We start from the raw sequence: 14051 nt of genomic DNA, 5'->3' as shown, positions 1-14051 counted from the left end.
CGACTGCGGGCACGTCGTGGCTTGTCGCGCAGTTCCCCGCGCCCCTACGGGGCGCCGTGGTGGCACGTGACGACGATCCGCCGGACACGCCCTAGCCGGGGCAGGGACGGGGACAGATCCCATCGGGGGCGCCGTCGGGGCGGACGGGTGCGGCCCGACGGCCGCCGAGCCCATGGGGACCAGCCCGACGAGGGCGGGGTGCGGTCCCAGCCGGGACGGCGGCGGGGCTCGGGACGGCGGGCCCTGGGGCTTTCGGGCCTCGGGGGCCGGCTGGGCCGGCAAGCCCGGCGAGGACGGGGTTGGCCTCCTGGGCAGGGGCGCGGGCCCGGGCCAGGGCGGGGCGGTGAGCCCCTGCCGGGACGACCGATGGGTTCGGCCGGGGACGCGGTGGCTGCCCCGGGCGGCGCGAGGGCCACAGTGGGGCCCCTCTGCGACGCCGTGGACCGGCGGCTGGGGGTCCGATGTCCCGCGGTGGGGGCGCCCAGGGCGACAGCCTCACCGAGGCCGGAGCCAAGGCGGGTACGGGCCGTACGGGGTCCGGGGCCGGCTGGGCCGGGGTCCGGCCGACAGCCCCGCCCAGGACCGCGGTCCTGGGCGGGGCCCTCGGGGGAACCCGGCCGATCCGCCAGGCGAGCGGCGTTACGGGGGCGGGTGGGCGTGCAGGGGGACGGTTGCTCCTGTCGCCAGGTCGAATTCAGGGCCGGCCAGGGCGACGACCGCGCGGGCGATGTCGTCGATCGGCACCGTCAGGGGGCCGAGGGCCGCCACTCGGGTGGTGATGTGCGCGGGTGCGTACTCCGTGGCGAAGCCGCGGGCCAGTGCCTCCACGGCCGCCATGGCCGCGTCGTGGGCGACATCGCCACCCGTCGAGGTGAAAAAGGTGAGGGACGCCGGGACACCCAGGGTGCGGACCGTCTCCGCGAAGGCGTGGGCCTCCGCGTACGTGACAGGCACGATGCGGTCCTGGGGCTCGGAGAGGCTCCCGGCGAGGTAGAGCTCCGCCCGGGTGGCAGTGGCCAGAAAGTGTTCCAGGCGGGAGCGGAACGCCGCTTCCTCGGCCACATCCGTGCGCAGCAGCCGGCCCTCCGTCCGGCGCAGCCGGCGGCTGACGGCCGAGCCGAGGAGCCCTGCGGCACCGGTCACCACACGGTGGATCACCCACCCAGGATCCCCGACCGGGGGTGGTGTCCGCCAGCCGGGTGGGCGGTAGCGTCCCGCCATGACAGGTACCGGAGAGGAATTCCTGGCCGCGGCCCGTTCGGCCGCGGAGTTGTTGCGTGCCCCCGAGGTCGCGGCGGCCTGGCGGCGGCCGAGCGCCCTGGAGGAGTTCGGTGTCGGGGCTCTGGCGGGCCACTTGGCCTACCAGGTGCTGTGCGTCCCCGCGGCTCTGGAGGAGCCGCAGCCGGTGGAGGAGAAGGTGTCGCTGGCGGAGCACTACCGCCGGGTGGAGTGGATCGGCGCCGGGCCCGGTGCGGACGTGAACGTGCGCATCCGGGAGGGCGGCGAGCGTCTCGCGGCCGAGGGTGCGGTGGTGCTGGCGGACCGGGTGGAGGCGACCCTGGCCGGGCTGCCGGCCGCGCTGGGGGCGGCGGATGCGGGCCGGGCGGTGCGGTTGCCGTTCTGGGGGCCGTGGTCGCTCGGGCTGGCGGACCTGCTGGTCACGCGGACGATGGAGCTGGTGGTCCACTGCGACGACCTGGCGGTCAGCGTGGGCCTGGGGACGCCGGACTTCCCACCGGAGGTCGTCGACAGTGTCGTGGGCCTTCTCGCCCGGCTGGCCGTGCACCGCCACGGCGCGGTTCCGGTTCTACGCGCCCTGGCCCGCGCGGAACGCGCCCCTACCACGATCGCAGCCTTCTGAAGGCCCACCCGCCACTCCGTGCGGGCCCCGGCCGCGGCCCGTACGGCCCCCTGCGGTCTCCGCACCCACCGCGGGCGGAACCGGAATCGGGCCGCGCCCGGCACCACCCCGGGCATTCCCCGGCCGCCACCCGTACAGCCCCCCGCGGCCTCCGCACCCGCCACGGGCGGAACCGGCCGGGCCAGATCCAAGCCAGGCCGACCCCGACCCGGCGAAAACAACCCGGCCGAGCCGAGCCCAGCACCACCCCGGGGCCAGCGCCCGGCCCGCAGCCGGTGCCGCAGTGCCGGGCGGCCGGGTCGCCGGGCTTCCCCGACGCGCTAGGGGCCGGGCCACCGGGTCCGTACGCAATACCGCCCCGCGCGGCTGGGCCGGGCGGGGCGGTGGTTGCGTTGTGCGGGGGCGTCAGGCCAGGGTGGCCAGCGCCTCGTTGAACGTGGTCGACGGGCGCATGACGGCGGACGCCTTGGCCGGGTCGGGCTGGTAGTAGCCGCCGATGTCGGCCGGCTTGCCCTGGGCGGCGATCAGTTCGTCGACGATCGTCGTCTCCTTGGCCGTCAGGGCCTCGGCGAGCGGGGCGAAGGCCTTGGCGAGGTCGGCGTCGTCGGTCTGGGCGGCCAGCTCCTGGGCCCAGTACATGGCCAGGTAGAAGTGGCTGCCGCGGTTGTCGATGCCGCCGACGCGGCGGGTGGGGGACTTGTCCTCGTTGAGGAAGGTCGCCGTGGCGCGGTCGAGGGCGTCGGCGAGGACCTGGGCGCGGGTGTTGCCGGTGGTCTTGGCGTACTGCTCCAGGGAGGGCACCAGGGCGAAGAACTCGCCGAGGGAGTCCCAGCGCAGGTAGTTCTCCTTGACCAGCTGCTGGACGTGCTTGGGCGCGGAGCCGCCGGCGCCGGTCTCGAAGAGGCCGCCGCCCGCCATGAGCGGGACGACCGAGAGCATCTTGGCGCTGGTGCCCAGCTCCAGGATGGGGAAGAGGTCGGTCAGGTAGTCGCGCAGCACGTTGCCGGTGACGGAGATGGTGTTCTCGCCGCGGCGGATGCGCTCGACCGAGAGCTTGGTGGCCTCGACGGGGGGCAGGATGCGGATGTCCAGGCCCTCGGTGTCGTGCTCCGGCAGGTACGCCTTGACCTTCTTGATGAGCTGCGCGTCGTGGGCGCGGTTCTCGTCGAGCCAGAAGACGGCCGGGTCGCCGGTGGCGCGGGCGCGGGTGACGGCGAGCTTGACCCAGTCGCGGATGGGCGCGTCCTTGGTCTGGCAGGCGCGGAAGATGTCGCCGGCGGCGACGGCCTGCTCGATCAGGACGGTGCCGGAGGCGTCGACGAGGCGGACGGTGCCGGCGACCGGGATCTCGAAGGTCTTGTCGTGGCTGCCGTACTCCTCGGCCTTCTGCGCCATGAGGCCGACGTTGGGGACGGATCCCATGGTGGCCGGGTCGTAGGCGCCGTGGGCGCGGCAGTCGTCGATGACGGCCTGGTAGACGCCGGCGTAGCTGCTGTCGGGGATGACGGCGAGGGTGTCGTGCTCCTGGCCGTCGGGGCCCCACATGTGGCCGGAGGTGCGGATCATGGCCGGCATGGAGGCGTCGACGATGACGTCCGAGGGGACGTGCAGGTTGGTGATGCCCTTGTCGGAGTCGACCATGGCCAGGGCCGGGCCCTCGGCGAGCTCGGCGTCGAAGGACGCCTTGATCTCCTCCCCCATGTGGGGCAGGGTCTCCAGGCCCTTGAAGATGCCGCCGAGGCCGTCGTTGGGGCTCAGGCCGGCGGCGACGAGCACCTCGCCGTACTTCGCGAAGGTCTTGGGGAAGAAGGCGCGCACGACGTGGCCGAAGACGATGGGGTCGGAGACCTTCATCATCGTGGCCTTCAGGTGCACGGAGAACAGGACGTCCTCCTGCTGGGCGCGGGCGACCTGCGCGGTGAGGAACTCGCGCAGCGCGGCGACGCGCAGGACGGAGGCGTCGACGACCTCGTCGGCCTGGACCGGCACGGACTCGCGCAGGACGGTGGTGGTGCCGTCCTCGGCGACGAGCTCGATGCGCAGCGCGCCCGCCTCGGAGATCACCACGGACTTCTCGGTGGAGCGGAAGTCGTTCTCGCCCATGGTGGCGACGTTGGTCTTCGACTCCGGCGTCCAGGCGCCCATGCGGTGGGGGTGGGTCTTGGCGTAGTTCTTGACCGACGCGGGGGCGCGGCGGTCGGAGTTGCCCTCGCGCAGGACGGGGTTGACGGCGCTGCCCTTGACCTTGTCGTAGCGGGCGCGGATCTCGCGCTCCTCGTCGGTCTTCGGGTCGTCCGGGTAGTCCGGCAGGGCGTAGCCCTGCTGCTGCAGCTCGGCGACGGCGGCCTTGAGCTGCGGGATGGAGGCCGAGATGTTCGGCAGCTTGATGATGTTCGCGGCCGGCGTCTTGGCCAGCTCGCCGAGCTCGGCGAGGGCGTCGGGGATGCGCTGGCCCTCCTCGAGGTACTCGGGGAAGTGCGCGATGATGCGCCCGGCCAGCGAGATGTCGCGGGTCTCCACAGTGACCCCGGCCGCCGCGGCGTAGGCCCGGACCACCGGCAGGAACGAATACGTCGCCAGGGCCGGGGCCTCGTCGGTGTGTGTGTAGATGATGGTCGAGTCAGTCACCGTGTGCTCCGCTTCACGTCTGTAACATTGCTCGACATCAAGATATCTCGTGTCGGGACCCCGTTCGACATGGGCCTGCCCTCCGCGGTGCGGAGGGCAGGAATCAGGACGTCGGGGGCTGTCAGGGGGCGGTGGCGCCGGCGGGCTCGGGCTGGACCCGAGGCGCGGCGGCCGGGGCCGCGGCCGTGACGGGGTCGGGGGCGGGCAGCCCGGCGCGGTGGGCGGCCACCCCGGCGCGTACGGCCCAGAAGTAGAACCCGAGGGCGGACAGGCCGACGAGGGCGATGTCCACGCCGCCCGGGATGACCCCGTGGCCGCCGAAGCGGGTGCTGCCCAGGGCGGAGAGGCCGGCGAGCCACAGCAGGAAGGCGGCCATCCACCAGGCGGGGGCGAACTGCCGCAGCAGGCTCCGCTCGCCCCGGCGGCGCAGCACCACGGCGGCGATGGGCAGGGAGAGCAGGGTCAGCAGGGCGACCTTGCCGGTGTTGGGCCACTTGGACCAGTACAGGGCGCAGGCGGCGAAGGCGAAGGTGATCGGGCACAGCACCCGGGCGGCGGGCAGCCGGAAGGGCCGGGGCAGGTCGGGCTTGGTGTGCCGGAAGACGCCGACGGCGATGGGGCCCATGAGGTAGGAGACGACCATGGCGGCGGAGACGACGCCGGCGAGCGCCTCCCAGCTGTGGCCGACGGTGACCAGCAGCAGGACGGAGAAGCCGAGGTTGAGCCACATGGCCGGGCGGGCGACGCCGTAGCGGGGGTGGACCTCGGCGATCTTCTTGGGGAAGAAGCCGGTCTCGGCGAGGTTCTGCGCGAGGTACGCGGAGGAGGCGACGTTGCCGATGTTGGCGCCGTTGGGCGAGATGAACGCGCCGAACTGCAGCATGGTGACGACCCAGTGCAGCATGAGCAGCTTGGCGAGGTCGGCGAAGGGCGAGGCGAAGTTGATGCCGCTCCAGCCGCCGGCCTCGGCGAGCCGCTCGGGCGGCACGGCGCCGAGGAAGGCGACCTGCAGGGCGAGGTAGATGACCAGGCCGAGGCTGAGGGCGCCGACGAGGGCGAGGGGGATGGCGCGGCCGGGGTTGCGGGCGGCGCCGCCGAGGTTGACCACGGCCTGGAAGCCGTTGAAGGCGAAGACCACGCCGGAGGCGCTGACGGCGGTGAGCACGGCGGACCAGCCGTTGGGCGCGAAGCCGCCCTGGGCGGTGAAGTTGCCGGTGTGGAAGCCGGAGGCGATCAGGGCGCCGACGGCGAGCACGGGGATGGCGAACTTCACCAGGGTCAGCAGGTTGTTGGCGCGGGCCAGCAGCGAGACCGACCAGTAGCAGGCGAGCCACAGGGCGAACGTCAGGGCCAGGGCGGTGAGCATGCCGGTGCCGCTGAGGCTGCCGTCGGTGACCAGGCCGCGGGCCCAGCCGAAGCTCCACGAGGACATGTACTGGGTGCCGGCGATGGCCTCGATGGGGATCAGCGAGGCGGTGGCGATCCACACGGCCCAGCCGGTGACGAAGCCGAGGACGGGTCCGTGCGAGAGGGAGCCGAAGCGGGCCATGGCGCCCGGCAGCGGGTAGGCGGCGCCGACCTCGGCGTACGTCATGGCGATCATGCCGATGAAGACGGCGCCGATGACCCAGGCGACGAGGGCGGCGGGACCGGCGACCTGGGCCGCCTGTCCGGCTCCGAAGAGCCAGCCGGAGCCGAAGATGGAGCCCAGACCGATCATGATCAGGGCGAAGAGGCTCAGGCCTTGCTGACCGGCCGGCCGATGGGCCGCGCTGAGATCCACGTGGTGCTTTCCGTTCTGTACGACAGACGCGGGGCGCCTGTGCGTCTCCTCGCGAAAAGCAACACCCGCCGTGCGTGGCGTCCCGTCGGCACCGGCCGGGGACACGAAAACGACGCCGGACATACTACGTCAACCGCAGGAAACAACTCCAACCGGGCCCCGGTCGCGGGCGGGCCGCGACCGGGGCCCGCCGCCTCAGCGGTCCTGGCTGAGCCGGTACAGCTCCTGGAACAGCCCGCCGGCCGTGACCAGGGTCTCGAACCTACCCTGCTCGATGATCCGGCCCCGCTCCAGGACCACGATCCGGTCGGCGATGCGGGTGTTGTCCAGGCGGTGGGTGACCACGACGGTGACCCGCTCGGCCGCCGTCTTCTTCAGCTCGGTGAAGATCTGGTGCTCGCCGCGTGCGTCCATCTCCGAGGTGGGCTCGTCCAGCACCAGGACGGACGGGCGGCGGTAGAGCGCGCGGGCACAGGCGATGCGCTGCCACTGCCCGCCGGAGAGGTCGACCCCGCCCCACAGCTCCCGGGCCAGCAGGGTGTCCAGGCCCTCGGGGAGCTCCTCGACGGCCTCGCGCATGCCGACCTGCTCCAGCGCCCGCCACACCGGGCCGTCGTCCAGGGTGCGGGGCTGGCCGAGGGTGACGTTCTCGCGCACCGACAGCGGCCAGTGCGCGAAGTTCTGCGGCACCAGGCCGGTGCGGGCCCACACGGTGTCGGGGTCGGCGCCGGCGAGGTCCACCCCGTCCCAGCTCACGCTGCCCTTGTCGGCGACGGTCAGCCCGGTGAGCAGCTGGACGAGCGTGGACTTGCCCGATCCGTTCTCGCCGACGACCGCGACCACCTCGCCCTGCCGCAGGGTCAGCGTCACCTCGTCGACGGCCGGGCGGGGGCGGCCGGGGTAGGCGTAGGAGACGCGGTCGGCGCGGATCGTACCCGGCGCGGGCGGCGCCTGGAGCTCCCCGCGGCGGGCCTCAAGACCCCGGGCGTCGTCCACGAACCGCTTCCAGTCGCCGAGGAAGAGGGTGGAGTGGAACAGCGAGGTGCAGTAGTGCACCACGTTGGTGAGGTTGGCCAGGGCCGTGCGCACCGCCACGACGGCCGTCGCCGAGACGGCGAGGGAGACCCGCCCGGTCAGCGTCAGCCACAGCAGCACGCCCCACGCACCGGTCAGGCACACCCCGCCGCCGGCGGCCGAGACCAGGTTCACTCGCAGCTGGCGGCCGGCGGCGCCCACGCTGCGCGCATCGAGCCGGTCGGAGAGGGTGCGGTACCAGAAGGCCAGGTACCAGCGCATGCGGTTGCCGCGCACCTCCGGGGCCAGCAGGGAGGTGGTCACGTGCCAGCGCATCATGCCCTTGACGTTGCGGCCGGCGGCGTTCGCGTAGTGCGTGCGGTGCTCGATGCGCGCCTCCATCACCGCGCCGGTGCCGGAGGGGACGACCGCGAGGACGAGCACCGGCAGCATCAGCGGGTGCAGCACGGTGAGCACGCCGAAGGCCGCGACGAGGCGGATGAGGGCGGCCATGAACGCCTGCGCGTCGTAGAGCATGCGGTCGCAGCGCACCACGCCGGTCTCGGCGGCGTCCTGCTCGTCGGAGAAGCGCGGCTGGTTGAAGGCCACCAGCTCCACCGCCATCAGCGCCTCGACCATCTCCAGGTCCGCCGCGGTCAGCAGGCGGGGCTTGAGCCGGGCCACGGCCCACGAGGCCAGCCCGTAGGCCACCCGGCCCACCCCGGCCGCCACCGCCACCACGACCAGCGCCGGCACGGCCCGACCCACCCGGTCGGCCACCGGGCCGGCGCCCAGCAGCGGCACCATGGCCTGCGCGGTGGCGGCGAGCACGACGGCCGCCGCGAAGCCGGAGGCGAGCTGGCAGCCGAACAGCACGAGCACGTCGCGCCGGTCGATGCGCCAGGCCATGCGCCAGATCTGGGCCAGCAGCGCCGGGATCTTGGCGCACAGCCCGAAGAACGAGGCGCCCTCGAACGCCGTTCTGCTCACCGAGGCCCGTGTGTTGCGGATCTCCTTGGGCTCGGGAAAGGGCAATCCGCCCGCCCCGTGCGTCTGTTTGCTCTTGGTTCCGTCCGCCATCGACCGTTCCCTTCACGTGTGCGGTCCGGTGCCCGTTTCAGGACACCTGGTGCTCAACAGGGCCGTACAGAGCCAGGACACGGGGACATGACCGCTGGAACGTTCAACCTTCGAGGCGCTCCCTCCCGCCCGTCGCGCCTTGCACACCGACCGCAGGGATCACAGACTGGAACGTGAGGAGGCGGAACGCCGTGGACGACCGGCTGCACATCCTGCTGTCCGAGGAGGGCGCGGACGCCGAGCGCCTGGAGCAGCTCGCCCGCTACCTGCGCGGCGAACTGCTGGAGCTCGACGTGGAGGACGTCACCGCCGTACCGGCCCAGGAGCAGGCGCCGGCCGGCGCCCGGGCCGTGGACGTCACACAGGTGGGCGCCCTGCTGGTGAGCCTGGGCAGCTCGGCGGCGGCCCTGCGCCAGGTGGTCGCCACCGTGCAGGAGTGGTGGGGCCGCTGCCGGGAGGACCGCCCCTCGCTGCGGCTGTCCATGGACGACGACGTGCTGGAGCTCTCCGACGCCTCGCCGGAGCACGTCACCCAGGCCTTCGACCTGTTCGTGCAGCGGCACTCGCCGCAGGGCACCTCGGGAGCGCCGCCGTGACCGGGGACCGGCACGCGCTGATCGTCGCCAACGACACCTACGCGGACGAGGGCCTGAGCCGGCTGCGGGCCCCGGCGCAGGACGCCATGGCGCTCGCGGAGGTGCTCGGCGATCCCGCCGTCGGCGGCTTCGACGTGCAGGTGGTGCGCAACGAGCCCGCGCACGTCGTCGCCCTGCGCATCGAGGACTTCTTCTGCGACCGCCGCCGCGACGACACCCTGCTGCTGCACCTGTCCTGCCACGGGCTCAAGAGCGTCTCCGGCGAGCTGTACTTCGCCGCCACCGACACCCGGCCCGAGCGGCTGACCTCCACGGCCGTCTCCGCCGGCGACGTGCGCCGCCTGATGTCCGGCAGCCTGGCGCGCAGCATCGTGCTGTTCCTGGACTGCTGCTACGGCGGCGCCTTCCCCAAGGGTATGGCCGCACGCGCCGCGGGCGACGTGGGCGTGCTCAACCGGTTCGAGGGCGGGCAGGCCGAGGGCGGGCGCGGCTGGGCCGTGATCACCGCGGCGACCGGGATGCAGTTCGCGTTCGAGGACAGCGAGCTGACCGAGACCCGCACCCCGCGGCCCTCGCTGTTCACCGGCGCCCTGGTGCGCGGGCTGTCCACCGGCGAGGCGGACCGCGACGAGGACGGCCGGATCTCCCTGGACGAGCTGTACGACTACATCTCCGAGCGGGTGCGGCGGGAGAACCCCCACCAGACGCCGACGCGCAGCGTGGACATGCAGGGCGACCTGTACATCGCCCGCAGCGGGCACCGCCCGGTGGTCCCCGCACCGGTGCCGGACACGGTGCGCGCCGCCATGACCAGCGGCGACATCTTCACCCGCCGCGGGGCCATCGCCGAGCTGCGCTCCTGCATGGAGAGCACCGACCTGTCCGTGGCCGCGGGCGCCCGCGACGCCCTGGCGGAGATGGCGCGCAAGGACATCCGCTCGGTGGCCATGGAGGCGGACCGGGTGCTGGACGAGATGGCCCTGCAGGCCCGGCCGGACCGGCTGGAGTTCACCCCGGTGGCCCGCAACACCCCCGCGCCGCACGGGACGGTGCAGCTCCTGGGCCCGCCACTGGCGCGCAGCGCCGTCGTCAGACCGACGGAGGACTGGCTGCGGGTGACGGACTCCCCCGAGGGCCTGGACGTCAGCGTCGACACCTCGCGTACGGGGCGTTTCAGCGGTGACGTGGTGCTGAAGGGGGCCGGCGGCGAGGCGGTGGTGCACGTGGAGGCGGAGGTGGTGGCGGAGCCGGCGGTCGCACCGGATCACCCGCCGCCCGTCGCACCGCCCCCGCGGCCACCACAGCAACCGCCACCACAGCAACCGCCGGCGCAGCCCACCGCTCAGCCCACCGCTCAGGCCGCCGCCCGGACGCCCGCGAGGACGCCGCCGCAGTCGCAGCCGGAGCAACCGTCACAGCAGCGCCGCCCGGCCCACCGGGCCCAGCAGGCCGTCGCCTACGGGATCGGCGCCCTCGTCATGGCCGTCGTCTCGCTGATCACCCTGGTGCTGACCGCGCTGGCGGCGCAGGAGGCGATCCGCAACCGGGTGCTGGAGCCCGGCACCCAGCTGGAGGACCACGTCCACAACGCCGGAATGCTGACACCGCTCGGCTTCTGCCTGACCGCGGCGATCCTCGCCCTGATCGGTGCCGCTGTGGCGCGGGGTGTCCTCACCCCGCCGGGCGGCACTCCCCCGTCCGGCCGCCCGGCGCGCGTGACCGCGTCGCTGCGCCGGACGGCCAAGGTGCTCGCGATCCCGGCCCTGGTCCTGGCGGTCGCGGTGCTGATCGCCTACCTCGTGGCGTCCGCGTACGCCTGACCACCCGGCCCCGGGCGCCCGGGGCGTGTCCGGCGGATCATGCAGTGCCCCGTAAGGGGCGCCGTGGTGGCGCGTGACGACGATCCGCCGGACACGGCCTACAGCCGTTCGAAGCCGCGTACGCGCTCCCAGTCGGTGACCGCGCTCTCGAACTCCTCCAGTTCCGTGCGGGCCGCCCGGGCGAGGTGGGCGACGACGTCGTCGCCGAACGCCGCGGCCGCGAGCGGGCTGTTCTCCCAGCGGTGCAGGGCCTCGGTGAGGGTGGCCGGCAGGCGGGGGACGGTGGGGTCGGCCAGGGCGTTGGAGGCGTGCGGGGCCGGCAGGGGCAGTTCGTTCTCGATGCCGTACAGGCCGGCCGCGATCGCGGCGGCCGTGGACAGGTAGGGGTTGGCGTCGCCACCGGGGACGCGGTGCTCGATGCGCAGCCCGTGACCGGTGCCCACGACGCGTACGGGGCAGGTGCGGTTGTCGCGGCCCCAGCCGATGCCGGTGGGGGCGAAGGCGCCGGGGCGCAGCCGCTTGTACGAGTTGATGTTGGGGGCCATCAGCAGCGTGAAGTCGGCCAGGCAGGCGAGCTGGCCGGCGATGAAGTGCCGCATGAGGTCGGACATGCCGTCCTCGGCCGCCGGGTCGGCGAGGACGGCGCTGCCGTCCGTACCGCGCAGGGAGAGGTGGATGTGGCAGGAGTTGCCCTCGCCCGCGTCGAACTTGGGCATGAAGGTGACGGCCCGGCCCTCCTGGGCGGCGATCTGTTTGACGCCGTTCTTGAAGAAGACGTGGTTGTCGCAGGTCCGCATCGCCTCGTCGTAGCGGAAGACGATCTCGTACTGCCCGGGGTGGACCTCGCCGCGGGCGGTCTCCATGCGCAGCCCGGCCGCGGTCATCTCGCGGCGTATGCGGCGCACGAGCGGTTCGACGCCGGCCAGGCCCTGCAGGGAGTAGTCGACGTTGTAGCGGGTGGCGGGCTTCAGGTCGTGGTAGCGGCGCTCCCAGGCCCCGTCGTAGGAGTCGTCGAAGACGAGGAACTCCAGCTCGGTGCCGGCGAAGGCGGCAAGGCCCCGGGCGGCGAGCCGGTCGAGCTGCTCGCGCAGCACGCGGCGGGGGGCGACGCGCACGGGCTCGCCGCCCGGCCAGGTGGCGTCGGCGAGCACGACGGCGGTGCCGGGGTCCCAGGGCGGCATCCGCACGGTGGTGGCGTCGGGGCGCAGGAGGAAGTCGCCGAAGCCGGACTGCCAGGCGTCGATGGCGTAGCCGGGGCCGGTGTTCATCTCGGCGTCGGTGGCGAGCAGGTAGACGCAGGCGTGGAAGCCGCCGGCGGCCACCTCGTCGAGGAAGTACGGGGCGGCCAGGCGGCTGCCCTGGAGCCGGCCCTGCAGGTCGGGCACGGCGACGACGACCTCGTCCAGGTGTCCGGCGGCCGCCTGCTCGCGCAGCTGCTCGAAGGCGGGGGCGTGGGCAGGAGTCCGGGGGCTCACTTGTCCTCCCCGGCGGTGGCGAGCGGGTTGGCGACGCGGCCGTGGACGACGTCGAAGCCCTCGTCCTTCTCGGCGCGGTCGTGGAAGCCGCCGCCGAGGAGCTGCTCGCGGTTGAGGGCGACGCGGTCGAAGTCGGGGGCGAGCAGGCCGAAGTCGGCGGCCCGGTCGGCCAGTTCCGGGAAGCGGGCGTGGTAGCGCTCGATCTCGGCGCGGACCAGGGCCCAGAAGGTGTCCTCGGGTATCCCCAGGTGCTGCTCGACCAGCGGCGCGAAGAAGCGGAAGTGTCCGGCGAAGACGGCGCTGAGCAGGGAGTGGGCGAGCTCGTGGGCGGGCCAGCGCAGCAGGATCGCCTCGGCGCGCCGCGAGAGGGTGGCGTATTCGGGGCGGTCCTCGGGCAGGAGGTTGACGTCCTCGGCGAAGTCCTTGACGGCGATGCCGATCGGGACGTCCTTCGCGTCGTAGAGGACGACGGTGTTCTCGCCGTGCGGGCAGAAGGCGGTGCCGTAGCGGTAGAGGTAGTGCAGCAGGCCGGGCAGCAGGGCGGCGAGGAAGCGCTCCAGCCACGGGCGTGCCTGCAGTCCGGAGCGCTCGACCAGTTCGGCGACCAGGGCGCGGCCGTCGGAGCCGGTCGTGAGCAGGGCGGCCATGGTGCGGGCCTGCTCGCCCTCGCCGAGCAGGGCGCCCACCGGTTCGCGCCAGACGGCGCCGAGCAGTTCGTGGAAGCGGTACGGCGCGTCGGTGACCGCGTCGTACAGGGGGTGGGCGACGGAGACGGCGGCGACCTCGCCGAGCGGGTGGAAGCGCAGCTCGTCGCTCAGGTAGGGGTCGTTGGCGCGGACGGCGTGCAGCCAGGCGCTGACGTCGGGCGCGGCGTGCGTGGGCTCGGTCTTCAGGCCGCGCCAGACCAGGGTGTTGCGGATGAGCAGGGGCACCTTGACGTTGCGGCGGTGCGGGTGGTCGAGGTTGGCGAGGGTGCGGATGGACTGCAGGGGGCGGTAGCGGTCCGGGCTCTCGCCGAGGCGGACGATGCGGCCTTCGGCCAGGTAGGGGGCGAAGAGGGTCTCGACGGCCTCGTCCCAGTGGAAGGGGTGCACCGGCAGCCACACGAAGTCGCAAGGGTCATGCGGTCCCTCGGTGCAGGCGGTCGCGAGCACGCCGGCGAAGCGCTCGCGGACGTCGTCGTCGAGCTCCTCCTTCAGCAGGGTGCCGGCGTCCAGGCCGGGCACGCCGGAGTAGGCGGCGAGCGAGGTGTGGACGGCGGCCCACGTCAGGTGGACGGCGTCGGCCATCTCGGGGGCGTAGGCGGCGAAGTCGGCGGCGGAGAAGCCGAGGCGGCCCTTGTTGAGCAGCATGCAGGGGTGGCCGTCCTGGTGGGCCTCCAGGTCGAGGTGGTCCAGGTCGGCGAGGGCGGCGGCGGGCAGGGCGCGGGCGAGGGAGGCGGCGTCGGCGCGCCGGGTGGCAGTCAGTTCGCGCAGCACCTCGGCGGTGGTGGGGCCGTCCCAGCCGAGCACGGGGCGGGCGTCGAGGAGCAGCAGTTCGGGGCCGGCCGGGCCGTCGACGGGGACGGGGTGGCGTACGGGCGTCCCGGTCAGGCGCCAGGTGCCGAAGGTGCCGCGGGTGGCGTGGAAGGTCCAGTGGACGCCGCCGGGGAAGTCCAGGCGGTAGGCGTCCGCGCCGCGCGCGGGGTCGGGTGCGGGGGTGAGCAGTTCCTCGTAGGCGAACTCCTCGACGGCCTTGACCAGCAGTCGGCGTCCTGCCTCGGCCCAGGTGGTGCGGGAGGGGCGGTTCATGCGG

9 protein-coding genes are annotated in these 14051 nt (G+C 73.7%); 3 read left to right on the top strand and 6 right to left on the bottom strand.

Going from position 1 to position 14051, the window contains the following annotated elements; translation table 11 throughout:
- Positions 1 to 639: 639 nt before the first annotated feature.
- The gene (locus AB0K17_RS29075; RefSeq protein WP_365984798.1) at positions 640 to 1158 is read right to left on the bottom strand and encodes a hypothetical protein; all 519 of its coding nucleotides are present in this window, start codon (positions 1156 to 1158) and stop codon (positions 640 to 642) included.
- 61 nt (positions 1159 to 1219) lie between these two features.
- On the opposite strand from AB0K17_RS29075, the gene AB0K17_RS29070 reads away from it, so the two are divergent.
- Positions 1220 to 1861: a maleylpyruvate isomerase N-terminal domain-containing protein gene (locus tag AB0K17_RS29070; RefSeq protein ID WP_365984797.1), complete on the top strand. Its 642-nt coding sequence runs from the start codon at positions 1220 to 1222 to the stop codon at positions 1859 to 1861.
- Between the two features lie 405 nt (positions 1862 to 2266).
- Here AB0K17_RS29070 and AB0K17_RS29065 read toward each other — a convergent pair whose 3' ends face one another.
- The 3 genes from AB0K17_RS29065 to AB0K17_RS29055 all read right to left on the bottom strand — a co-directional run bounded on the left by AB0K17_RS29065 (position 2267) and on the right by AB0K17_RS29055 (position 8366).
- Positions 2267 to 4489 carry an NADP-dependent isocitrate dehydrogenase gene (locus tag AB0K17_RS29065; protein ID WP_365984796.1) on the bottom strand — a complete coding sequence of 741 codons (2223 nt, stop codon included), beginning with the start codon at positions 4487 to 4489 and terminating at the stop codon, positions 2267 to 2269.
- A 121-nt stretch (positions 4490 to 4610) separates the two neighbouring features.
- Positions 4611 to 6272, bottom strand: a complete 1662-nt coding sequence (locus AB0K17_RS29060; protein WP_365984795.1) for an APC family permease — start codon at positions 6270 to 6272, stop codon at positions 4611 to 4613.
- A 195-nt stretch (positions 6273 to 6467) separates the two neighbouring features.
- Positions 6468 to 8366 carry an ABC transporter ATP-binding protein gene (locus AB0K17_RS29055; protein ID WP_365967438.1) on the bottom strand — a complete coding sequence of 633 codons (1899 nt, stop codon included), beginning with the start codon at positions 8364 to 8366 and terminating at the stop codon, positions 6468 to 6470.
- A gap of 191 nt (positions 8367 to 8557) precedes the next feature.
- On the opposite strand from AB0K17_RS29055, the gene AB0K17_RS29050 reads away from it, so the two are divergent.
- Positions 8558 to 8962: a hypothetical protein gene (locus AB0K17_RS29050; protein WP_365967439.1), complete on the top strand. Its 405-nt coding sequence runs from the start codon at positions 8558 to 8560 to the stop codon at positions 8960 to 8962.
- The gene (locus AB0K17_RS29045; RefSeq protein ID WP_365967440.1) at positions 8959 to 10782 is read left to right on the top strand and encodes a caspase family protein; all 1824 of its coding nucleotides are present in this window, start codon (positions 8959 to 8961) and stop codon (positions 10780 to 10782) included. The genes AB0K17_RS29050 and AB0K17_RS29045 overlap by 4 nt, the downstream gene beginning before the upstream one ends.
- Before the next feature lie 98 nt (positions 10783 to 10880).
- Here AB0K17_RS29045 and AB0K17_RS29040 read toward each other — a convergent pair whose 3' ends face one another.
- Positions 10881 to 12257 carry a glutamine synthetase family protein gene (locus AB0K17_RS29040; protein ID WP_365967441.1) on the bottom strand — a complete coding sequence of 459 codons (1377 nt, stop codon included), beginning with the start codon at positions 12255 to 12257 and terminating at the stop codon, positions 10881 to 10883.
- Entirely contained in the window at positions 12254 to 14047 is a 1794-nt protein-coding gene (locus AB0K17_RS29035; RefSeq protein WP_365984794.1) for an IucA/IucC family protein, read from the bottom strand. The genes AB0K17_RS29040 and AB0K17_RS29035 overlap by 4 nt, the downstream gene beginning before the upstream one ends.
- Between the last annotated feature and the right edge of the window lie 4 nt (positions 14048 to 14051).

This window comes from Streptomyces sp. NPDC049585, assembly GCF_040675615.1.
Taxonomy (GTDB): Bacteria; Actinomycetota; Actinomycetes; order Streptomycetales; family Streptomycetaceae; genus Streptomyces; species Streptomyces luteosporeus.
This window is presented reverse-complemented; position numbering and strand designations above follow the sequence as displayed.

Coding starts and splice junctions, on each gene's coding strand:
- AB0K17_RS29070 (WP_365984797.1), top strand. CDS start 1,220: ATGACAGGTACCGGAGAGGAATTCCTGGCCGCGGCCCGTTCGGCCGCG.
- AB0K17_RS29055 (WP_365967438.1), bottom strand. CDS start 8,366: ATGGCGGACGGAACCAAGAGCAAACAGACGCACGGGGCGGGCGGATTG.
- AB0K17_RS29035 (WP_365984794.1), bottom strand. CDS start 14,047: ATGAACCGCCCCTCCCGCACCACCTGGGCCGAGGCAGGACGCCGACTG.